At 71.8% G+C, this 22,024-nt stretch carries 19 protein-coding genes, 1 tRNA gene and 1 pseudogene; 10 read left to right on the top strand and 11 right to left on the bottom strand.

Features of this window, described 5'->3' with window-relative positions:
* Positions 1-22 precede the first annotated feature (22 nt).
* The 4 genes from CLV30_RS08510 to CLV30_RS08525 form a co-directional block, all read right to left on the bottom strand.
* On the bottom strand, positions 23-1,096 hold the full coding sequence (locus CLV30_RS08510) for a HAMP domain-containing sensor histidine kinase (RefSeq protein ID WP_165358620.1): 1,074 nt from the start codon (positions 1,094-1,096) through the stop codon (positions 23-25).
* Positions 1,093-1,764, bottom strand: a complete 672-nt coding sequence (locus tag CLV30_RS08515) for a response regulator (protein WP_106536790.1) — start codon at positions 1,762-1,764, stop codon at positions 1,093-1,095. The genes CLV30_RS08510 and CLV30_RS08515 overlap by 4 nt, the downstream gene beginning before the upstream one ends.
* A 28-nt stretch (positions 1,765-1,792) precedes the next feature.
* On the bottom strand, positions 1,793-3,454 hold the full coding sequence (locus tag CLV30_RS08520) for a serine hydrolase domain-containing protein (RefSeq protein WP_165358619.1): 1,662 nt from the start codon (positions 3,452-3,454) through the stop codon (positions 1,793-1,795).
* A gap of 188 nt (positions 3,455-3,642) precedes the next feature.
* Positions 3,643-3,939 (bottom strand): hypothetical protein, encoded by a 297-nt coding sequence (locus CLV30_RS08525; protein ID WP_205740824.1) that lies wholly within the window; start codon positions 3,937-3,939, stop codon positions 3,643-3,645.
* A gap of 6 nt (positions 3,940-3,945) precedes the next feature.
* Between CLV30_RS08525 and CLV30_RS08530 the strand changes: the two genes are divergently transcribed.
* The 4 genes from CLV30_RS08530 (at position 3,946) to CLV30_RS08540 (ending at position 9,416) form a co-directional block, all read left to right on the top strand.
* Positions 3,946-4,194: a helix-turn-helix domain-containing protein gene (locus tag CLV30_RS08530; protein ID WP_106537009.1), complete on the top strand. Its 249-nt coding sequence runs from the start codon at positions 3,946-3,948 to the stop codon at positions 4,192-4,194.
* A 202-nt stretch (positions 4,195-4,396) separates the two neighbouring features.
* Entirely contained in the window at positions 4,397-5,836 is a 1,440-nt protein-coding gene (locus CLV30_RS08535; protein ID WP_106536792.1) for an NAD(P)/FAD-dependent oxidoreductase, read from the top strand.
* Positions 5,833-6,468 (top strand): LysE family translocator, encoded by a 636-nt coding sequence (locus CLV30_RS26335; protein WP_165358618.1) that lies wholly within the window; start codon positions 5,833-5,835, stop codon positions 6,466-6,468. Before CLV30_RS08535 ends, CLV30_RS26335 begins: the two co-directional genes overlap by 4 nt.
* Positions 6,469-6,497: 29 nt before the next feature.
* Positions 6,498-9,416: an AfsR/SARP family transcriptional regulator gene (locus tag CLV30_RS08540; protein ID WP_165358617.1), complete on the top strand. Its 2,919-nt coding sequence runs from the start codon at positions 6,498-6,500 to the stop codon at positions 9,414-9,416.
* A 3-nt stretch (positions 9,417-9,419) separates the two neighbouring features.
* Here the strand turns inward: CLV30_RS08540 and CLV30_RS08545 are convergent, their stop codons facing one another.
* Positions 9,420-10,271: an alpha/beta fold hydrolase gene (locus tag CLV30_RS08545; RefSeq protein ID WP_106536794.1), complete on the bottom strand. Its 852-nt coding sequence runs from the start codon at positions 10,269-10,271 to the stop codon at positions 9,420-9,422.
* Positions 10,272-10,336: 65 nt separating this feature from the next.
* Positions 10,337-11,026, bottom strand: coding sequence for a DUF998 domain-containing protein (locus tag CLV30_RS08550; protein WP_106536795.1), 690 nt, complete (start codon positions 11,024-11,026; stop codon positions 10,337-10,339).
* 223 nt (positions 11,027-11,249) lie between these two features.
* Between CLV30_RS08550 and CLV30_RS08555 the strand changes: the two genes are divergently transcribed.
* Complete coding sequence (locus CLV30_RS08555; protein ID WP_205740823.1) at positions 11,250-11,825, top strand: TOPRIM nucleotidyl transferase/hydrolase domain-containing protein; 576 nt, start codon at positions 11,250-11,252, stop codon at positions 11,823-11,825.
* 85 nt (positions 11,826-11,910) lie between these two features.
* Positions 11,911-12,345: a VOC family protein gene (locus tag CLV30_RS08560; protein ID WP_106536796.1), complete on the top strand. Its 435-nt coding sequence runs from the start codon at positions 11,911-11,913 to the stop codon at positions 12,343-12,345.
* A 198-nt stretch (positions 12,346-12,543) separates the two neighbouring features.
* On the opposite strand, the gene CLV30_RS08565 is transcribed toward CLV30_RS08560, so the two are convergent.
* On the bottom strand, positions 12,544-13,563 hold the full coding sequence (locus CLV30_RS08565; RefSeq protein WP_106536797.1) for an NAD-dependent epimerase/dehydratase family protein: 1,020 nt from the start codon (positions 13,561-13,563) through the stop codon (positions 12,544-12,546).
* 77 nt (positions 13,564-13,640) lie between these two features.
* On the opposite strand from CLV30_RS08565, the gene CLV30_RS08570 reads away from it, so the two are divergent.
* Together CLV30_RS08570 and CLV30_RS27795 are read left to right on the top strand one after the other, a co-directional pair.
* Positions 13,641-14,273, top strand: a complete 633-nt coding sequence (locus CLV30_RS08570) for a TetR/AcrR family transcriptional regulator (protein ID WP_106536798.1) — start codon at positions 13,641-13,643, stop codon at positions 14,271-14,273.
* Positions 14,274-14,304: 31 nt separating this feature from the next.
* Positions 14,305-14,376 (top strand): annotated as a pseudogene (locus CLV30_RS27795) (transposase); the annotation flags it as partial.
* A 23-nt stretch (positions 14,377-14,399) separates the two neighbouring features.
* Here the strand turns inward: CLV30_RS27795 and CLV30_RS08580 are convergent.
* From CLV30_RS08580 to CLV30_RS08595, 4 genes are all read right to left on the bottom strand, one after another.
* Positions 14,400-14,475 (bottom strand) — tRNA-Arg (locus CLV30_RS08580).
* Positions 14,476-14,551: 76 nt separating this feature from the next.
* Positions 14,552-15,004, bottom strand: coding sequence for a PaaI family thioesterase (locus CLV30_RS08585; RefSeq protein WP_106536800.1), 453 nt, complete (start codon positions 15,002-15,004; stop codon positions 14,552-14,554).
* A gap of 32 nt (positions 15,005-15,036) precedes the next feature.
* Positions 15,037-16,086, bottom strand: coding sequence for a tryptophan--tRNA ligase (gene trpS, locus CLV30_RS08590; RefSeq protein WP_106536801.1), 1,050 nt, complete (start codon positions 16,084-16,086; stop codon positions 15,037-15,039).
* 194 nt (positions 16,087-16,280) lie between these two features.
* Positions 16,281-16,778, bottom strand: coding sequence for a hypothetical protein (locus CLV30_RS08595; RefSeq protein WP_106536802.1), 498 nt, complete (start codon positions 16,776-16,778; stop codon positions 16,281-16,283).
* Between the two features lie 250 nt (positions 16,779-17,028).
* On the opposite strand from CLV30_RS08595, the gene CLV30_RS08600 reads away from it, so the two are divergent.
* Positions 17,029-21,231 carry a DUF4011 domain-containing protein gene (locus CLV30_RS08600; protein WP_106536803.1) on the top strand — a complete coding sequence of 1,401 codons (4,203 nt, stop codon included), beginning with the start codon at positions 17,029-17,031 and terminating at the stop codon, positions 21,229-21,231.
* A gap of 333 nt (positions 21,232-21,564) precedes the next feature.
* Positions 21,565-22,005 carry a CBS domain-containing protein gene (locus CLV30_RS08605; protein WP_276320004.1) on the top strand — a complete coding sequence of 147 codons (441 nt, stop codon included), beginning with the start codon at positions 21,565-21,567 and terminating at the stop codon, positions 22,003-22,005.
* Positions 22,006-22,024: the final 19 nt, after the last annotated feature.

The following is a 22,024-nucleotide window of genomic DNA, read 5'->3' on the forward strand; positions in this document are numbered from 1 at the left end:
GTCCGGTTTCAGTCCCGGCGGGTCAGTGGTGCAGGCTGAGCCGGAACACGCAGCCGTCGCCGTCGGGTCCGGGGGAGCTGAGGGTCAGCCAGCCGCCGTGCGCCTCGGCGACCTGGCGGGCGATCGGCAGCCCCAGTCCCGTGCCGGCGGAGTCGTGTCCGGCGGTTTCGCGCTCGCCGCTCCAGAACCGTGCGAACACGTCCGCCTGTTCACCGGCCGGGATGCCGGGGCCGTGGTCGGTGACGGCGATGACGGCGTCGGCGGCGGTGACCTCGACGTCGACCCGCACGGCCGAGCCGCCGGGTGCGTGCCGCACGGCGTTGTCGACGAGATTGGCGACCGCGCGCCGCACGGTCGCGGTGTCGACGCTGCTCGGCGCCGGAGACGGGCCGCTGACCGCGATCTCGACGTCGCGGGCGGCGGCGACGGCTGCGGCCTGCTCGGTGACCTCACGCACGACGTCCATCAGGTCGGCCGGTCGCCGGTGCAGGGCGCGGGCGCGGCCGCGCGCGTCGGCGAGCAGCTCGTCGAGCGTCGCCCGCATCCGTTCGGCCGCCTTCCGCGAACGCTGCAGGCCCGCACGGTAGACGTCGACGGTCGGGCTCGGGTGGGCCAGCATCACCTCGGCGTTCGACGTCAGCACGGACAGCGGCACCCGGAGGTCGTGGCTGGTCTCCTCGATGAGCCGCTGCTGGATCCGCTGGGACTCCTCCAGCCGGTCGAGCATCGAGTCGAAACTCGCGGCGAGGGCCAGCACCTCGCGCGGGGCGCGGTCGAGCGCGATCCGGCGGCCGAGATCGCTGCCCTCGATCTCCTCGGCCACCGAGCGCACCCGCTCGATCGGGCGGACCGCCCGTCCCGCCCACCACCAGGCCCCGGCGGCGGCGACCGGAGCGAGCGCCAGAACGGTCCCGATCAGCCAGGGCGAGCGCTCGGCGGTGGTCTCGTGAGTGACGACGGCGCCGTCCCGTTCCTCGACCCGGGTGTCGACGTCGGTCGCGAGGACCACGCCGAACAGCAGCAACGCGGGAACGTAGCTGGCCAGGAACCCGAGCAGCGCCAGCCGCACCCGCAGCGAGCCCCACAGCCGGGTCACGAGCCCGCCTCCAGCCGGTAGCCGACGGTGGAGACCGTGACGATCACCGCGGGACGGCCCAGCTTTCTGCGCAGCCGGCTGAGGATGACCCGCACCGATGACGTGAACGGGTCGGCGTTCGCGTCCCAGACGTGCTCGAGCAGGTCCTCGGCCGACAGCACCTGGCCGGGGTGGTGCATGAAGTACCGGAGCAGCGAGAACTCCCGGGGTGTGAGGTCCAGCTCGACGTCGGCGCGCCACGCCCGGTGTGTCGCGGGGTCGAGGGTCAGGTCGCCGGCGCGCAGGGTGGAGCCGTGCTGGTCGGAGCGCCGGCCGAGCGCGCGCAGCCTGGCGACGAGCTCGGCGAAGTCGAACGGCTTGACGAGGTAGTCGTCCGCGCCGGCGTCCAGCCCGTCGACCCGGTCGTCGACGGCGTCGCGCGCGGTCAGCACCAGCACCCGTGCCGGACGTCGCAGCTGGGGGTCGTGGCCGAGCCGGCGCAGCAGGTCGAGCCCGTCGCCGTCGGGCAGGCCCAGGTCGAGGCACGCGACGTCGTAGGTGGTGGTGCGCAGCATCTCGTCGGCCGCGTCATGCGTGCCCGCGACGTCGACGGCGTACGACTCGTTCCGGAGGCCCAGCGCGACGACCTCCGCGAGATCGTCGTCGTCCTCCACGAGCAGGATGCGCATGAGCGAAGTCTCCCAGCGGCCCGACGGGTCACGGTGCTGATCGCGCGGTCGTCCGGCCAGTGGGTCCGGAAACCGTCATGTCGCCGTCCTCGAACCGCACCGTCGTCGCGGCGCCGCCGCCGGCCGGGTCGTCCGGCCGGAACGCGCCGTCGTTGGACGGCCGGACCAGCAGCGTCGGTGGATCGGTCGGCCCCTCCGCACCCGCGATCCCGCCGTGCTCGTCCAGCGCGTACCACAGCATGATCGTCTCTTCTGCCGCCGTGACGACGACGTAGGTGCGCAGTTCGCCTTCGGAGGTGATGGTGCCGGCCAGGTCGACGTTCCGGATCGCGCCGATGTCCGACGCCAGCAGCGCGCGCTCGTCCCTGCCCTCCTGGGTCTCGCCCGCGAGCAGCGACAGCACGGCGTCCTCGTGGGCGGCCGCGTCGTCGGACGTGACACCGCGCGGCGGCGGGAACAGGGCGGCGACGGCGTCGGGGCCGTGCGCGGTGATCGCGAGCCCGGCATCGCGTACGGCCACCGTGTACGAACCTGCCGTCGGCAGCTCGTACCGGCCGGCGGCCGCGGCCAGCTCCTCCGGGTCGGCCGCGACGGCAGAGGTGTCGGGTGCCGGCACCGGCTCCCCGGTCACGAGCGCCGGGCCCACCGCCTGCAGCAGTTCTTCCGCCGTGATCGCCGGCGTGTTCGAAGCCACGGTGATCACCTGTTCGGTACGCGGCACCCAGAGGGCGACCACGTCGTGCCCGATGTCACCGCCGCCACCCGCCGCGGTCAGGAACGGTTCTCCGTACCTCGATGCGTCGTGGGACACCCACCCGGCGTCCCCGGCGGCACCGCGAGCCACCACCTGACCGGTGAACAGCGCATGCGTCCAGACGGCGAGCTCGGGCGTCGTCATGGCCAGTCCGCCGTTGCCGCGCAACGCCCAGTGCGGCCCGGCGAAGTCGCCGGTCGCCTCCGTGGGCCCGCCGTCGAGGTAGCCGACGGCGCGCGGTCCGGGCGCGGCCGGCTCGCCGTCCCAGAACCCGCCGGCGACGTCACCGTCCGGGAGCGGCAGGACCCGCGACGCCAGGTACTCGCGGAATCCCGACCCGGAGACCTCTTCGACGATCAACGCCAGCAGCGTGTACCCGGCGTTCGAGTACAGGTGATCCGTTCCCGGTTCGAAGGCGAGTTCCAGCTCGGCGATCGCGGCGACCGCGGCCGCGCGGTCCAGCGGCTCGTGGTCCTGGCCGTGCGAGCCGGTCAGGCCGCTGGTGTGCCGCAGGAGCTGCTCGACGGTGACCGACGCGACCGCGCCGTCGAGGCCGTCGACGACGTCGCCGGCGCGATCGCCGAGATCGAGCTGCCCGCTGTCGACGAGATCGGCGACCGCGGCGGCGGTGAACGCCTTGGTGACCGAGCCGATGCTGAACACCGTGTCGGGGGTGTTGGGCGTCGCCGTGGCGCGGTCGGCCAGGCCGTAGGCGGCACGGCAGTCGAACTCGCCGGCGGTGGACACCGTGATCGAACCGCTGAACCCGGCCTCGCCCCACGCGGCCAGCGCGTCGGCGAGCCCGTCCGGGCACTGCGTCACCACCGCGCTGGTGTCCGGGGTGGAGGTCGCGGGTGGGTCCGGAGTGTCGGCGTCGTTCGTACACGCGGTCAGCGCCGCCAGCGCCGCCATCGCGGCTCCCACACGTCGGTTCATGCGGCTGGACGGTACGGGCGCGCCGGTGAACCGGATGTGAACGAGTGCCGGTCCCACGGCCCATCCTCTCCACCGCCCGCGTCTTGGGGATCTCCCCCAGCCGGTTCCGTGAGCCTGGTGGGGCTCTTGTTGCCTGTGCGTCGCGGACGGGGTCCGCTCGGCTCGGTCCATCCGCGACGCACAGGCAACTAGCCGGCTTCTTGGCGTGATTCCGGGTGCTCCAGCTCCCGCGCGGCCGCGGTGAGTGTGGCCACGGTCTCCTCGGTCCACGGGCCGGCCGTGACGACGACGGCGTGGTCGATCCCGAGTTCGGCGAGGGCGCCGCATCGCTCGGCGAACGCCTGCGGCGATTCGTGCGGCTCGAGGCGGGTGGCGACGGTCTTGTCGATCTGCTCGTACGGCCGGCCGACCTCCGCGCAGTGCCCGGCGAGGACGTCGAGTTTGTGCCGGATGGTGTGGCCGCCGTCGGGGGTGACCCGGCTCATGGCCTCATGCTCGCCGCGACGATCGCCGGCGCCTACGGCTTCACCGAGCGGGAGCGGGCCATCACCGCGCTGGTGGCGCGAGGGCTGAGCACGGCCGAGATCGCGGACAGGCTGCACCTGTCCGCGTACACCGTGCAGGACCACCTGAAGGCGATCTTCACCAAGTCGGGTACCGGATCGCGTGGCGAACTCGTCTCCCGTCTCTTCCTCGATCACCACGTCGCTCGGCTGGACGGAGCGCCCGGGCACTCCTGATGCCGGTGTGGCGTGGCCTCCCTGAGCCGGATCGAACCGCCGGTCGGCCACGGTCGGAGCGCGTACGGCGTGATGAAAGGAAGAAGAAAGATCTCTCCGCGACTGTGGCGTCATCCGATGCGCCCACGGGAGACAGTGATGACGACACCACGCAGTTCCGCGCAATCCGACACCGACGCGACGATGTGAGCGAGTCACCGGCATGCGAATCGTCGTCATCGGAGGCAGCGCCGCAGGTTTGGCAGCGGCGCTTCTTCTTGCCCGGGACGGTCACCGGGTGGACGTGATCGACCGGGACGACCTGGAACCCGCAGTGGACGTGGAGACTGCCGCGGCGACATCGTTTCGACGGACCGCGCCCCACCTCGTGCATCTGCACCAGGTGATGCCACTGGCCCGCAGCCTGCTGCTCGAGCGGCTGCCCGACGTGTACGCCGGGCTCCTGCGGGCCGGGGCCGTCGAGTCGCCGGTGACCGACCGGATGCCTCCGACGCTGACCGACCGGTCGCGGCACCCCGGGGACGAGGAGCTGACCGCACTACAGATCCGGCGCTCCACGTTCGACTGGGTGCTACGGGGCGCCTCGGCGGAGCAGCAGGGGGTCCGACTGGTCGGGCGTACGCCGGTGACAGGACTCGTCGTGAGCGACGGCGATCCTCGGCGCGTGGTCGGAGTGCGCACCGAGGCGGGCGAGCGTCGCGCCGATGTCGTCATCGATGCGTCGGGTCGCCGGTCATCGGTCGGGGAGTGGCTCGTCGCGGAGGGAGCTCGCCGTCCGGAGCGCACGGCCGCCCCGTGCGGGATCGCGTACCACTCGCGACACTACCGGTTGCGCGGCGACGCGCCCCGGCCCGCGCCGAGCCGGATCTCGGTCATCGCGCCGCTGCCGCACTTCACGTTCGGGGCGGTGACCGCGGACAACGGTGTGCTGAGCACCGTGCTGTGCCCCCTGCTGGCGGATGCGCCGTTGCGCGCGCTGCGGCGCCCGGACGCGCACGACGCCGCGCTGCGTACGGTTCCCGGCTTGCGTCCATGGCTGGCCGTCGCGGATCCGATCACGCCGGTGCACACCATGGGCGGCTTACACGACACCCTCACGCACCTGGTCGTGGACGGAAGGCCGGTGGTGCTCGGGCTCCACGCCATCGGGGATGCGATGTGTACGACGAACCCGACGCTCGGGCGCGGCCTGTCCATGGCGTTGCAGGGCGCGACCGACCTGGCCACGGCACTCGGGCAGTATCCGGACGACCCCGAAGAGCAGGCCCGGGCGATGGCGGCGTCGACGGCGGAGCACGTCACGCCCTGGTTCGTCGAGCAGTTGCACGTGGACTCCACCCGCGTCTGCGACATGCGGCGTGCGCTGGCCGGGGAACCGCCGGCACTGACGCCGGAGTTCGGCGAGCGGGTCGAGCCAGGACAGCTGCGGGCGGCGGCGATGCTGGACCCGACCGTGTTCCGCGCCCTGATGTCGCTCATCAGCATGACCGTCACTCCGCGTGAGGTATACGGCGATCCCCGGATCCGGGAACGCGTCAGGACGGTGCTCGCCGCATCGGACGGATTCACGACCGGCTCCGGTGCGTCTCGTCACGACGTACTGGCCGCCATCGCGGACCCGCGTGCCGCCGCCACGGCATGACCGCGCTCCTGCCGAGTACGCCGATGCTGCTCGCGTTCGTCGGCGCATCGCTCGTGACGCTCGCCGTTCCCGGCCCGTCCGTAGTGTACGTGGTCGCACGCAGTATCGAGCAGGGGCGTCGTGCCGGGCTGTGTTCCGTACTCGGCCTCGAGACTGGCGCCTCACTCCACGTGCTGGCCGCGACGGTCGGGCTGGCCACCCTCCTCGCATCCTCCGAAGCCGCACTCACCGCGACCAGGGTCGCCGGCGGCGGTTACCTGATCTGGCTGGCGAGCCGGGAGTTCCGCAAGACACGCGATGCGCTCCTCCGAGGGAGCGCGGCGGCCTACGACGCGGGTCCGTTGCGGACGTATCTCGACGGGGTGCTCATCGACCTGTTGAACCCCAAGACCGCGTTGTTCTTCCTGGCGTTCCTGCCGCAGTTCGTCGATCCCTCGAAGGCGGCGGCGCCGCAGTTCGCCGGCCTGGGCGCGCTGTTCGTCGGATTGGCCGCCCTGGTCGACAGTGGCTACGCCGTCCTCGCCAGTCGGCTCTCCGAACGACTGCGTTCATCGCCCCGCGCCCAGCACCACCTGCGAAGGGCCACGGGTGGCGTGTACCTGACCCTCGGGGCAGTGTCGGCCATCGCGTAGTCCGAAAGGAGGTGGGCCACACTGGAGACGTGGAGTTCGCGGTACTCGGTCCGCTGGTCGTCCGGCACGCCGGGGACGACATCAGGGTGTCCGGCCGGCTGCAGCGGACCCTGCTCGGCGTGCTGTTGTTTCACGCCGACGCGGTCGTGTCGCGCGACGCGCTCACCGACGCGCTGTGGGGCGCGCGTCCCGGTGACCGGGCCGAGGCCAACCTCTACCTTGGTGTCCACCGGCTCCGTCGCAAACTGCCTGACCCAGGTCGGCTCACCGCCGAACCCGGCGGCTACCGGCTTCGGGTCCGTCCTGGTGAGCTCGACGTCGAGCGCTTCGAGGTGCTGCTCGACGAGGGCCACGCGCTGCTCGCGACCGATCCGGCGCGGGCCGTCGAGCGGATACGGGCGGCGGCGGACCTCTGGCGCGGCGAACCGTACACCGGACTCGACGTGCCAGCGCTGGCCGTCGAGGCGCAACGGCTCACCGAACGGCGGCTCGGCGGCCTGACCGACCTGTACGACGCCGAACTGACCCGTGGACGGCACTCCGCCGTCGTAGGTGAACTCGTCGAGGAGGTCCGCCGGCACCCCCTGCACGAACGGCTGCACGCGCTACTGATGACGGCCCTGTACCGCAGCGGACGCCAGGGCGACGCGCTCGCCGCCTATCGTCGGGCCCGTCACGTTCTCGTCGAGGAGCTCGGCCAGGAACCGGGTCCTGAGCTACGCGACGTCGAGCGGCGGATCCTCGCCGGCGAGCCGGTCGAGCCGACGGGTGAGCAGCCGTCGCTTCCGGTGCCACGGCAGCTCCCGGGTGCCGTGTCGGGCTTCACGGGTCGTGGTGGACCGCTCGTCACCCTCGACCGTCTGCTCCGGGATCCACTCGACGGCCGGACCCAGCTGACGGTCGCGACCATCTCCGGCACCGGCGGCGTCGGCAAGACAGCGCTCGCTCTGGAGTGGGCGCACCGGGTTCGGGAGCGCTTCCCCGACGGGCAGCTCTATGTAGACCTGCACGGGTTCGGCCCGGAACCACCCCGGCCCTCCGGCGATGCCCTGGCCGGGTTCCTCCGTGCTCTCGGGGTCGGCGGCGCATCGATCCCGGCAGAGACCGGCGAACGAGCCGCGCAGTTCCGGACCCTCGTCAGCGGGAAACAGATGCTGATCGTGCTCGACAACGCCGCCGACGCCGAGCACGTGCGTCCACTGCTTCCGGGCGGGGCGACCTGTCGGGTCCTCGTCACCAGCCGAGACTCGTTGGTCGGCCTGGTCGCGCGAGACGGCGCGCACCGGATCCTGCTCGACCGACTGTCCCGGGTGGATGCGCTCGCGCTGCTCGAGCAGCTGGTTGGGCCCCGGGTCCGGGCCGAGCCGGATGCGGCGTCCGAGCTCATCGACCGATGCGACTGCCTACCCCTCGCGGTGCGGATCGCGGGCGAACTGATGAACGCGCACCCCGACCGGCCGATCGCCGAGCTCGCCGCCGAGTTCGCGGACCAACGGTCCGCACTGGACGTCCTGGACGCCGGCGGGGACGAGGCAACCGCGGTCCGTACGGTCTTTTCCTGGTCCTACCGGAGACTGCCGCCAGACGTCGCGCGTGCGTTCCGGCTGCTCGGACTGCACCCCGGCTACGACCTCGGCCTTCGTGCCTGCTCAGCGCTGTTCGGCGCGGATCCGACGGCTACTCGTTCCCGGCTTCGTGCTCTGCTCCGGGCGCACCTGCTCGACGAGGTGGCGGGCCGCTACCGGATGCACGACCTGCTGCGTGCCTACGCTCTGGACAGGTGCCGGTGCGTCGACGACGCGGCGGAGCGTGGCGCGGCGCTGGACCGGTTGTGCGACCACTATGCCGTGTCCGCGGCTCGCGCCGTGCGCGACGATCCGGACTGGCTCGCGGGCGAGCGGACCAACCTGGCGATGGTGGCCCGGCATGCTGCCGACACCGGGCGGTCGTCGGTGCCGATCGACATGGCCAAGAGCCTGCGCAGCCACCTCAAGAACGAGGGACACCACGACCAGGCGCTGGTGATCTACGGTGCGGCACTGGATGCGGCACAGCAGCAGGACGATGCGGTGGCCGAGGCCGACGCTCACCGGTTCCTCGGGGCAACCTACCGCCGCATCGGGTGGCTGTCCGACGCCTATGAGCACATGCATCGCGCCTACCGTTGTTACCGCCGTGGTGGAACGGACATCCAGCAGATGCTGCAGCTGGACAACGTGGGTGTGACCTGTACCTGGCTCGGCCGGTACACCGAGGCGCTGGACTACCTGAACCGGTCACTCGAGCTCGCACGCGGGCTCGGTGACCGCGGCCGATTCTGGGAGAGTGCGGCCCTGACGTACCTCGGTCAGGCCCGGCTCTACCTCGGTGAGCCCGAGCGGGCGCTGGTGGCCGCCGCCGAGGCGCTGAACAACGCCGTCGGGCGCGACCGTCGGCTTATCGGCGATGCGGAGACGATGGCCGGCTTCGCCTGCGAGCGGCTCGGCCGCCATGACGAAGCGCGCCAGCACCTCGAGCGCGCGTGGGCGATCGGCCTCGAGGAGGGGACGAACCTGCTGCTGGCCTACCTGTCCCCATTGGCGCGCGTGTACTGGCACCTCGGCCGCCCCGAGGACGCTTACGGCCATGCGCACCGCTGTCTCGCCATCACCGAGCGGACGAACGAGCGCACGATGGAACCCGACGTCCGGATCACACTCGGCGAGCTGTACCGGCTCGACGGTTCGCACGGGCCCGCGTCCACCGAGTTTCGCGCCGCGCTCGCTTCGGCCGAGGCAGTAGGTCTGCCGTACCAGCAGGCGCGCGCCGAGCTCGGGATCGGCGACGCGCTCGACGGGCTGGGCGACCGTGCCGAGGCACGGCGACACTGGCAGGCGGCCGGGGAGATCTGGACCGGGGTCGGTTCGGCCGACGCGGAATGGGCCGCGTCCCGGCTCGCCGCCGGGTGAGTGCTACGGCCGCACCGGTTCCGCGCCGTTCTGGGCCAGGAACGCCGTCAGTACCCGGACGAGTTCCTCGGGTTGGTCCTCCGGGATCAGCGTGCCCGAGTCCGCGATCTCCACGAGCTGGGCGTTCGGCAGCAGCTCAGTGAGTTTCTCACCGTGCTCAGGCGGCATCATCATGTCGTCGGTGGCCCAGACCACGAGTACGGGCCGGTCGAAGTCGCGCAGCCGCTCGCTCCACTCCAGCAGCACCTCGCGGGGCGGCGCGGAGGTGGCGAATTTGGCAAGGTCGCGGCGGATCCGCCTACTGGCAGTCGCGGGGGCGAACCAGTCGTCGAGCACCTCGTCGGGGATGCCGTGCCGCGTCAGCCCGCCGTAGGCCCTCTTGTCGTGCCGGAAGAACCGCAGGCGGAACAGCTGCATCAGCAGCCAGACGCCGCCGGGGACCTTCGCCACCCCTGTCAACGGCCGTGCGGGTGCGGGCGGGAAGTTGTCGAAGGCCTCGCAGGCCACCATGGCCATCCGGGCGACTCGGCCGGCCTCGCCCTCGGTCACGAGGAACTGTGCGCCGCCCCAGTCGTTCATCACCAGTGTGACATCGGTGAGATCCAGCGCCTCCAGGAACTCCCCGAGCAGCAGGGCGATACCGCGCTGCGTCAGGTCGGCGTCCGGTTTCATCGGTGTGCGGTGCGCACCGAGCGGCAGCGTGGGCAGTACGCACCGGTACCCGGCCAGCCGAGGTACGACCTTGCGCCACTGGCTCCCGTTCATCGGGAACCCGTGAGTGAACACCAGAACCGGACCGTCGCCGCCGGTGTCCTGGTAATCGATGCCGCCTGCGGAGAGCTCGACCCGTGGCACGGTTCCTCCAATTCCCGAGCTGGAGCTTTACGGTACGTGAGCAGGTGTCCGTGGTGGCGACGGGTCTACGTCGACTGACGGCGATGGGCGTCGGGATGCGGAATGATTCGGTACAGGTGGACGGACAACGCGGCCAGCCACGCCCACCCGGCGACGACGGCAACCCAGAGAGCGACGACGCCCGCGGTCTCGGTGGCCAGCGCGGCCCCTGCCACGAAGCCGACGACGATCACCACCGCGCTCGTGTACGAGTAGCGCGTCCAGCGCGTCTCGCCGCGACGCGCACACCAGCCGCCCACGACGACGGCGGCGACGGCGAGGGCCACGAATCCGATCGCACCGAACGCGAGGTGCAGCACCCCGCTCACCGTGCCGTCGCTCGACGCGCCCTCGGGAAAGCCGGCCGTCGGGTCGGGCGGGAAGACCCCGCTCGCGATCAGACAGCCGCCGTAGCCGCCGACCAGCCCGGCAGCTCGTGATGCGACGGCCGACCCGGCCAGGGCACGCGCGAAACCGATCGCCGCGGCGATGACCATCAGCCCCACCACGATGATGTTCACCCGCTGGATCCATCCGAAGTCGCCGAGCATCAGCAGACTCAGCGCATGCTGTGAGAAGTCGAATCCGTCCCGGGTCAGACCGAGCGTGACACCGACGACGAGGTAGACGGCGCCGGCGAGCACTCCGTAGCCGAGCAGCGAGCGAGTGACGGCTGCGGCCCTGTCGAATCCGTTCTGCGCTGGCTGGTCATCCATGGTCTTGCTCCTCCCGCGTCGTCTTGCGCAGCCGCCGGACCGGCAGTCACGGATCGCATCATCGTCGCGGCCGCGCAGGGCCGTTGCGTCCGTCGGCAATCGACAATGCGTCTCCGTCACTCGACGTATACATACCGCGTGCAGACGACGCCCGCCGACGGCTGGCCACGGGTAGCGGTGGTGAGAGGCTGGACCCCGGAACATCAACGTCCCGGAGCAGACCGTGGATATCGATCTGGCTGTCACGACCGTGGTGCTCGTCGAGGGCGAGAGCGATCGATCCGCGCTCGAAAGCCTCGCCGCACGACGCGGCCGGGACCTCGCCGGCGACGGCGTCGCGGTCGTGGCCATGGGCGGTGCCACCAACGTCGGACACTACCTGCGACACTTCGGCCCGGCGGGCCGCGGCCTCGAGGTGGCCGGGCTGTACGACGAGGCCGAGGAGCGGTTCTTCCGCAACGGGCTGGCGTCGGCGGGGCTCGGCGACGTCAGCACGCGAGGCGAGCTCGAAGCCCTCGGCTTCTTCGTCTGCGTGCGGGACCTCGAGGACGAGCTGATCCGCGCCGTCGGTGTGGCCACGGTGCTGGAGCTCGTCGCCGACGAAGGCGAACTGTCGTCGTTCCGCGTGTTGCAGAACCAGCCCGCGCACCGCGGCCGGAACACCCACGACCAGCTGCGACGGTTCATCGGGACCCGGGCGGGGCGCAAGATCCGGTACGGCCGGCTGCTGGCCGAGGCGGTCGATCTCGACCGGGTCCCGGCGTCGCTGGACGGTGTGCTCGAGCAGTTGCCCCGCTAGGGCGTGTCATGTCCCGCGACGCCACGGCCCGAGGGCGATGGCATCCGGTGTCTCGGTGACCAGCCCGCGCGGTTATGGTCGACCGATGGCGTCGGTCAAGCAGTTCCAAGTCACCTTCGACTGCGCGGAACCTGAGCGCGTCGCTCGGTTCTGGTGCGAGGTGTTGGGGTACGTCGTACCGCCGCCTCCGGACGGGTTCGCTACCTGGGACGATTTCAATCGCTCGCTGCCGGCGGAGGACCGGGGTTCGGCGTTCGCCTGCGTTGATCCCTCAGGGGTAAGCCCGCGGCTGTTCTTCCAGCGCGTTCCCGAAGGCAAGACCGTCAAGAACCGGGTGCATCTCGACGTGCGGGTCGGCACCGGGCTCGTGGGCGAAGAGCGCCTCGCCGCGCTCGAGGCCGAGTGCGCTCGGCTGGTCGCGCTCGGCGCGGTACGTGTGCGGCTACTGCCCGCAGATGACGACAACGAGTCGTGCATCGTGATGCAGGACATCGAGGGCAACGAGTTCGATCTCGACTGACGGGCCGCGAACGTGTCCGCGCTCCGTCCGCATGCGAGTTGCGAGTGGAGAACTGCCTGACCATCCGGGGATGTGCGGTGGTGCCCTCGGCGTGGCTCGTACAGCATCTACAATAAGGGGATCGCGTCGTGAGCTGCGGGTCTTCGGATGCATGTGAGGCCGGGCTGGTTCGCATCTGTCGTGGCTTCCAGCCCGGCCTCAAATGAGTTGGCGCTGGGCGAGGCTGCGTCCGGTCTCCTCGATCGTGTCGGGGATCGAGCGGAGCGGCCGGGCCAGAAGCGCCTCGACGGGCGTGTGGTCGAAACGCTGTGCCGAGCCGATCAGCCATCGGTTGTCGCGCAGCTGGGGTTCGAACACGCTCGCGAGCCAGGTAAGCCAGGTCGGCATGGCCCGCTTGGGGATCTTTTTGCTCTCCTCGGGCAGCCGCTCGCGGAGCACCGCGGCGGCATCGATGAGCGAGGACGGGTCGGTCGCGACGATCGTGCGTGTCGCACCCGCCGTTTCTGAAGTCATCGCCGCGATGTGCGCATCGGCTGTGTCTCGTACGTGTACCCACGGAAGCCGCAGGTCCGGGACCATCGGCAGCGCTCCGGCCATGATCTGCTGGATCGCCGAGACCGATGTGCCCGGATCGTCGGAGAGGAGGGGCCCGATGACCGTGCCCGGGTTGATGACGGCGAGCCGGTCGCGCGCGCCGCGACGGTCGGCGATGTCCCACGCCGCACGCTCGGCCCGCGCCTTCGACGTCACGTAGGCACCGAGGTCGCGGCGATCGGGCGGGGTCCAGTCGGATGCCGTGAAGATGTGATCGCTGCTCGCCGGGGCGTACTGCACCGCCGCCAGAGACGAGGTGACGACCACGCGATCCACGCCTGCGTCGAGCGCCGCGTCAACTGCCCGCGTCGTGCCCGCCACGGCGGGTCGGATCAGGTCATCCGGATCCTTCGGCTTCGTCGTGACGAATGGGGAAGCGACGTGCAGCACGAACCGGCAGCCCGCGGCCGCAGCCGCCCATCCCTCGTCCGACAGCAGATCGAGCTGCCGGATCTCCAGCAACGTGTCGTCCGCGCCTGCCGCTGTCACAGCGGCGCGCACCTCGGCGGCCCGCGTCTGCGACCTCACCGACCCGCGCACCGCATATCCGCGCCGCAGCAGCTCCGCCGCGATGTGACCGCCGATGAACCCGGAAACGCCCGTGACCAAGACCCTGTCCACCATACCCACCTCACTATCGACTCGAATCTTGACGCTGAGCAGTTTACAGCCGGTCTGCTCACTGTCAAGATGAGATCCTGATGGCAACCACAGAGCCTGCGTCGGCCGACCGCTACCACCACGGCAATCTGCGCGCGGCACTACTGGACAGCGCGCTCGAGGTGCTCTGCGAGAAGGGAGTCGCCGGGTTCAGCATGCGCGAGGCCGCACGGCGGGCTGGAGTGTCGCAATCCGCTCCCAAGCACCACTTCGGCGATACCCGCGGGCTGCTCGGCGCGCTTGCCACGCGTGCCTACCGCAGGCTCTGCGACCAGGTGGAGGCGGTGGAGCTCGTCGGACGCGACGTGCGGGAGCGGATCGCGGCACTCTCGGCCGAATACGTCGCGTTCGCCCGGGACAACCGCGCGCTGTTCGACCTCATGTGGCGCACGTCCCAGTTCGATTTCAATGATCCAGATCTGATCGAGCAGAAGCACCGGGCGCTGCGCGCCCTGGACCGTGGCCTGCGCGGCCAGGATGCGCAGCTACCGGACGGTGCGAACCCGGCGCGGGTATCGAGCCACGCAGTGTGGTCACTTGTACATGGATACACAATCCTCGCGTTGGAGGGCGCGATCGACGGGGACACCTCAGATCCGTTGACGAGCGACTTGCTTCCCGCGATGCTGCAGCTCCTCGATGTGTCCCAGACCGCCTGCGACGAGCCTCGGTAGCTGATCGGCTATGCGGCCGGCGACGGGCAGTAGGCCGAACGAACGGCTCAATCGCGAGATCCGTCGCCGCGCCGACGTCGTGGGCATCTTCCCGATCGCGACGCCATCATGACCACGTTTCGCAGGTGGTGCCCTCGGCAGGATTCGAACCTGCGACACTCCGCTTAGGAGGCGGATGCTCTATCCCCTGAGCTACGAGGGCGGGCGCGCCGGACCAGGTTACCGGTTCGACGGACACCTGGCCCGTCGGAGGTGACCACCTGGCTCGCGCCGGACCATCAGTGCGCCGCCGAGTGGCCCGAGTTGCCGGAGGCGATGATGGTGCCCTGCGCGGCGGCGCACAGGGTGGGCACTCCGTCGTCATCCAGGATCTGCAGGTCACAGCGGCACGTGGCCTGCCGGCGCGAGGCGTGGATCACCTGGGCACGAGCACGCAGCCGGTTGCCCTGCGCCGGCCGCAGGTAGCTGATCGTCAGGCCGCTGGTCAGCACCGACGGGCCCAGCGAGCTGCCACCGGCGAACGTGATCGAGTTGTCGGCCGCGTACGCCAGCACCCCGCCGTGCAGGTAGCCGTTCTGCTGCAGCAGGTCGTCGCGGACGTCCAGCTCCAGGGTGGCCTCGCCGCGGCCGAACGTCGTCAGTTGCGCGCCGAGCAGCGAGCTGAACGGCTGCGCGGCCAGCACCTCCGTCGCCATGTCCAGTGTCAGTCCGCCCGTGGTGTCGTACGCCATCGCCGTCTCCGATCCGCCCCGTGGTGATGGTCTCAGTACTTCATACCCAACGCGGTGTGGACGCGCTGCAGAGTTCGGTCGGCCTCGGCGTTCGCGCGTTCCGCGCCGGCGAGCAGGACCCGTTCGACCAGGCCCGGCTCGGCGGCGTACTCGGCGCGGCGGGCGCGCACCGGACGCAGCTCCTCGTTCACGGCCTCGGTGACCAGCGCCTTGAGCGCGGAGGAGCCTTGGGGCCCGATACCTTCGGCGACGGACTCCGGCGTCTGCCCGGTGGCCAGCGCCGCGGTCAGCACCAGGGACGACACGCCGGGACGGGTCTGCGGGTCGTAGGTGATGACCCGCTCGTCGTCGGTGACCGCGCGGCGGACGAGCCGGGCCGTGTCGTCCTCGGACGCTCGCAGGTCGATCGCGTTCCCGCGGCTCTTGCTCATCTTGGTTCCGTCGATGCCCAGCAGCCTGGGCGCGGGCGAGAGCAGCGCCTGCGGCTCGGTGAACACCGGCTGCTCACCGCCGTGGCTGTCGTTGAACCGGCGCGCGATCTGACGGGTCTGTTCCACGTGCGGCAGCTGGTCCTGCCCGACCGGCACCAGCGTGCCGTGGCAGAACAGGATGTCCGCCGCCTGGTGCACCGGGTACGTGAGCAGCAGGCCGCTCAGGGAGGAGACGCCGGCGCTCGCGGCTTCGTCCTTGACGGTGGGGTTGCGGCGTAGTTCCGCGACCGTCGTCAGCGCCAGGAACGGCAGCATGAGCTGGTTGAGGGCGGGCACGGCGCTGTGCGCGAAGATCGTCGTGCGCCGTGGGTCGATGCCGGCCGCGAGGTTGTCGAGGACGACCTCGTGCACGTTCGCGGCGATCTCGCCCGGTGCGGCCCGGTCGGTGATGACCTGGTAGTCGGCGACGACGAGGAAGGTGTCGACGCCGAGGCGTTGCAGACGGACGCGGTTGCGCAGCGTCCCGAAGTAGTGCCCGAGATGCAGCGGGCCCGTCGGGCGGTCGCCGGTGAGGACGCGGTGACGGCTCGGGGCCGCTGTGACGGCGTCGTCGTCGGCGAGCAGGGAGGTCGAAGTCGTGGTGACGGTCATGGTGGCAGTGCTCCGGAGGTCGGGCCGCCGCGTGCCACGGACCTGTCACTGCTGACCGGCCGCCGACGCGGCGACCGGTGAGGACGTGTTCGCTCAGGCCGCCTGTAGCGGCGGCCACCACGCGAACACGACGGACGTCATGCTGCCGATGATACCGCTGATCATGTTTCGATCGCGGTCCACATCGACGGCGGTCAGCTCAGCGACGTGCAGTCGGCGCCGGCGCTGTTCACCTCGGCGACGAACGCGGCGGTGAGTTCCGCCGCCTCGGTCAGCTCACCGGAACCGACCGTGGCGGAGCCGGCCAGTGTGTCCCATGCGTCCTGCGCCCGGTCGCCGGCGATGACCGCGCCGGTGACGGCGGAGTCGCTGTTCGGCACCGGAAGGTCGCGCACGGCCGAGGCCAGCGCCCGTGTCGCGGCACCGACGGCCGAGACGTTGCCGACATGGGTGCGCGCCGCGGTGTCCTCGGTCATCACCGGGTGTTCCTCGGCGACTCTCGCGCACACGCTGCTGACCGAGGCGATCCAGTCCTCCAGCGTCAGGTCGTCCCCGTCGCCGGAGGTGACCAGCACAACCCCGCCCGCGGTGGCGGTGACCAGGAACGCCGACAACGCCGCCAGGGTCTGCCCGGGGCGGCGGGCCGGCCGCCGGTGGGCGGCGGTCGAGGGCATCTCCTCCAGCAGTCTCACTCGTGCGCCTCTCGTCTCGTCGAGTCGCCGTCCAGCGTGCCGGCGTCGTCCTGCGTTCGATGACCGCGACACTGTAAACCGTCATGATCACGATGTGGACGGACATGGGTCCCGGCAGCGGCGTGCCGGGCCGCCCGGCGCGACTCGGATGCCCCCGTGTTCGACCCATTCGGCCTGTCTGCACAGCATCCGGGCGGCTCCGCACTAACCTCTGCCCCGTGAGGTATCCGGCCCCGACCCCCGATCGCCCGTGAGTGCGGCGCGAGCCGACGCCGCCGACCCGGCTCCGACGCGTGCGGAGCTGGTGAGCCGCGCCGTCGACCAGTGGAGTGCCGACGTGTCCGCGCTGGGCGGGCGCGATCCGTTGCTGTCGTATCGCGACCTCAAGGTGGGCACGCTCGATCTCGCCGCGGCCGAGGCGGAGGCCCGGAAGGCCCTGCTTGCGGGCGAACGGGTCCTGGTCTCCAAGCTCTTCCCGTACGAGCCGCTGCGCAGCACGGCGCTGCGATCGGTGCGCGCCATCCGGGACAAGGCGCGGGAGCTGGCGGAGGAACGCGGCCTCCCGGTCTGCTACCTGGCGGTCGGCGTCGCCACTTGGGCGAACCCGTTCGCGGCCCGTCGCCCGAGCGCCCCTGTCGTGCTCCGGTCGGCGATGGTCACGGCTCGCGACCCCGCCGAGACCGACTTCTCGGTCACCGTCGCCGACGACCCGTTCGTCAATCCGGTCCTGCTGCACGCCCTGGACACCCAGCTCGGCCTCCGGTTCGACGCCGACGACCTGCGCGACCCGGCCGGACGGCTGCGCTACGCCACGGTGGTCGAGCGGCTGCGCGAGTTCGCGCCGCCGCACGTCGTGGACGGGTTCTCGATCGCGCACCGCGCCGTGCTGGCGACGTTCAGCACGGCGCCGCTGACCCTCTCGCGTGATCTCTCCGCGAGCGGCGGCGACCTGTACAGCCACGAGGCGGTGGCCGCGCTCGCCGGCGACCCTCCGGCGCTGAACTCGGTGGCGCGGCCCGGCGCCGCCGCCGAGCAGCGGTTCCGGGTCTTCGACACCGATGCCGAGCAGGACACCATCGTCTCGGTGGCCGCGGGCGGGGGGCACCTGCGGGTGGAGGCCGCACCGGGAACCGGGCGGACCCAGACGGTCGCGGCCGTCGTCTCCGAGCTCGTGGGGCGCGGGCAGCGGGTGCTCGTCGTCGGGCAGAAGCGCACCACGCTGGACAGCCTGGTCGACCGGCTGGACACCGCGGGACTGCGAGACGTGGTCCTGGACTTCGACCGGACCGCTCCGGCGGCCGCGGTCGAGCAGATCGGCGAGACGGCGCGGCAGCTGGCCCGCCAGACCCCCGCGGCCGACGACGCCGACGCCGGGGGCCGTGCCGACGTGGCCGCGGCCGACCTGGACGCCTACCGCGACGCGATCCACCGTGTCCGCCGTCCGTCCGGCACGTCGGCGTACGACGCCATGGTCCATGTCGCGACCGCTCCGGAGGAACGACGCAGCACCGCCCGGGTCACGCCGGAGGTGCTCGCCGAGGCCGACAGCACAGACACCGTGCGGGCGCGGCTGCGTGAGTTCGCCGACCTCGGTGGGCTGCGGCTCGACCGCGACACGTCCGCCTGGTACGGCGTCGACGTGCCGTCCGTGCAGGCGGCCGACGATCTGATGACCACCGTGACCGGCCTGCGCGAGCACGTGCTGCCGAGTCTGCGTGACTCCGCGACCCGCTCGGCCGTCGAGGTCGGGCTGGCCGGGCCGAACACGGTGGCCGAGTGCCTCGAGGTCGTCGACCTTCTCGGTTCCGTGTCCGGAACCGTCGAGGCCCTGGGCGCGCGGATCTGGGACGAGCCGCTCGCCGAGCTCGCCGTGGCCACGGGCGACCGGATGTATCGCGCCGAGAGCGACACCACCGTCGGGTTCCTCGCCCGGCGCCGGCTGCGCAAGCGGCTGGCCGAGACCACCGGACCCATCGGGCGGCAGGACCGCGCCCAGGTGCACCGCCAGCTCCTGGCCGCGCGCGAGCAGCTCGCCACCTGGCAGGCACGCTCACGCGACGGCAAGGCGCCGCGCACCGGCCCGCACCTGCCCGCGGCCGTCGAGGCGGCCGCCGCCGTCCGCGCCGAGCTGGCCACGCTCGCGCAGGCGCACCCGCGTGCCGGGGACCTCGCCGAGCTTCCGGTCGGCGAGGCGGCGGCGAGGCTGGACGATCTCATCGCCGACGAGCAGAACCTGCGGTCGATGCCGCGCATCTACGAGCTGCAGGCCGAGCTCTCCGCCGCGGGGCTCGACGACCTGCTGGCCGAGCTGCGCAGCCGCGACGTCGAGCCCAAACACATCGAAGAGATCTTCGACTACACGTGGTACCGCTCCCTGCTCGACTACTGGAGCCGCACCGACGCCGTGCTCACCTGGTTCGATCGGCGGCGGTTCGAGGACCGGGTGTCGGAGTTCTGTGCGTTCGACATCGACGACCAGCGCAGCGCGGCGCGCCGGGTGCTGCACGGCCGGCACCGCCACTTCGCCGCCGTCGCGGAGGAGTACGAGGGGCAGGCGGCCGTGCTCACCGAGTCGAGCGCCGACTCGCTGCCGCCGACACCGCGCGAACTTGTCGAGCAGGCGCCCGAGGTGGCGCTGTCGGCCGTGCCGTGCTGGGTCGCGTCCCCGTTGACGGTCGCTGACGCACTGCCGCCGCGGCAGCTGTTCGACGTGGTCGTCATCGAGGACGCCGGGCGGCTCGCGGTCGCCGAGGCGGTGCCGTCCATCGCGCGGGCCGAGCGGCTGGTGCTCATGGGCGACGACGAGGTGGCGCGCCCGCCGTTCACCACGGCGGTCGAGCCGGCGCCCGACCCGGACGAGCACGAGGGGCCGTGGGGCCAGGATCCGCCGGCGTCGGTGGTCGACCTGCTCCGCGGGGTGCTGCCGGAGCGGTTCCTGACCGGGCAGTACCGGGTCCGCGACCACCGGCTGGTGGGCTTCGCCGCGCACTCCACCTACGCGGGCCGGCTGACGACGGTCCCCGGCGTCGGCGGCCAGGGCCGCCTGGTCATGGATGTGGTCGATGCCGCGCCGGACGCGGACGACCCCGTCGACAGCGCTACGGCCGAGGTCGACCGCGTCGTCGAGCTGGTGCTCGAGCACGTGCGCACCCGCCCGCACGAGAGTCTGGGCGTGGTCACGCTCGGGCCGCGGCACGCGGAACGCCTCGACGCGGCGCTGCGGCGGGCACTGATCCGCGCGCCCGAGGTCGCCGGCTACCTCCGCGGCGACCGTGCCGAGCCGTTCTTCATCAAGAACGTCGAGCAGGTCGGCGGGGACGCCCGGGACGCGATCATCCTCAGCCTCGGGTACGGACGCTCCGTCGACGGGCGCATCCTGTACCGCTTCGGCGCCCTGGGCCGCCCCGGTGGTGAGCGCAGGCTGACCGCGGCGGCGACGTGCGCGCGTGAGCGGATGACCGTGGTCGCGACGTTCAGCGCCGACGACCTGAGCCCGCGGCGGCTGACCTCGGCGGGGGCTCAGGCGCTTGGCCGGTTCCTCAGTTATGTCCAGCACGGCGCGAGCACCGTCGAACCGGACGGACCGGGCGCCCCCGACGCGGTCGAGGCGCATTCGACGCCGCCGCGTGATGCCGACGCGTTCGCCGGCGTGGTGGCCGAGCGGCTGCGCGAGGCCGGCGTCGCAGCGGTCGTGGTGGGCCACGGCGGCCCGAACGGCATCGCCGTCGCGGTACGCCACCCCGTCCGAAGCGACCGGTTCGTGCTGGCGGTCGAGACGGACGGTCCCGCCTACGCGGCGCGCCGCGGAACCCGGGAGCGTGAGCGGCTGCGCCCGGCGCAGTTGCGCCGGCTGGGCTGGAACGTCCACCGGGTGTGGTCGGCGGCGTGGGCCGCGGACCCCGAGGGCGAGGTCCGGCGGCTGGTGGCCGCGTACGAGCAGGCGGTCTCCGACGCCGACGCGTACGACTGGGCCGTGGCTGCGGCCGAGGCGGACGTCGTCGCGGGCATGCCGGAGGACCCGTTCGAGGCCGAGTCCGACGCCGCGGACACGGAGGCCGAGAACACCGGAGACACCGAGAACACCGGAGACACCGAGAACACCGGAGACACCGGGGACGACCCCGACCCCACCGCCGGCGCGGCCGGCGACGCGGCGGACACGGCGGCCGACGACGACGCGGGCGCCGGGCAGGACACGGCTGCGGACGGCACGACGACCGGCACGAAGCCGGTGCGGCCGCTGCTGGCCGCGGGCCGCTCGGTGAGCGAGTACGCCGGACGCGAGCTGGCTGCGCTGGCCCGATGGGCCGAGGACGCGGGCACCGCACGGCGTGAGGACGACCTCGTCGACGTGCTCGCCGCGGAGCTGCAGTTGGCCGTCGACGACGCCCGTACCGCCGACGTGTTGCGGCACGCGGTGCGGGTGGCCCGCGCCGGAGCGCCCGTCCTCTAGCATTCCAGCTGGTGCGTCCGGCGGGGACGTGAGCGCACCTCGGTGAGAAAATCGACGGATGGCGCCGGTTTCGCGCTGTGACGCGTCACTTTTCTCACTGAAGTGCGTTCAGATCCCCAAGGTAAGGCCGGCCAACGACTTTGGCGCCGCGGACTCCGTCAGCGCCCACCCGCCCGGGGACAGCAGATGTTGCCACCGCCGGCACCGGGTCTCGGTCATGATCGTCCGACACGTTGGCCGAGACACCTCACCGGCGGTCTCGCGTGTTCTACGCTGGGGGTCTTCCATCGGCGTAGAACCAGGGGGCGGATCGTCTTGCGTGTCGCCGAGATCATGACCAGTGCGGCTGTGACCGACTCGACCAGCGGAACGTTGCGGACCGCGGCCGAGTCGATGTGGCGGCAGCAGACCGGCTCGCTCGTCATCGTCGACGGAGGCTCGATCGTCGGCATCATCACCGAACGTGACGTGCTGCGGGCGCTGGCGCGCGGCGCCGACCCGGATGCGGAGCCCATCACGGGCGTGCTGACGCGCGAGCTCATCACCGTCCCCTCCGACACGCCGGTGCGTGAGGCGGCGCGGCTGATGGCGCAGAACTGGATCCGTCACCTGCCGATCATCGAGAACGGCGAGCTGGTCGGCATCCTCAGCCAGCGCGACGTGACGGGCGTTTTCGCGGCGCTGTGGCACGAGTTCGGGGTGCCCGAGATCGACGTCGACAGCCTCGTCCGTGAGCGCCGGCTGGAACGGATCGAAGCCGGCGACCTCGACTAGACCGGACTTGCCGGAAGGA

Origin of the sequence: Haloactinopolyspora alba (genome assembly GCF_003014555.1) — a bacterium.
In the GTDB taxonomy this organism is placed as follows: Bacteria; Actinomycetota; Actinomycetes; order Jiangellales; family Jiangellaceae; genus Haloactinopolyspora; species Haloactinopolyspora alba.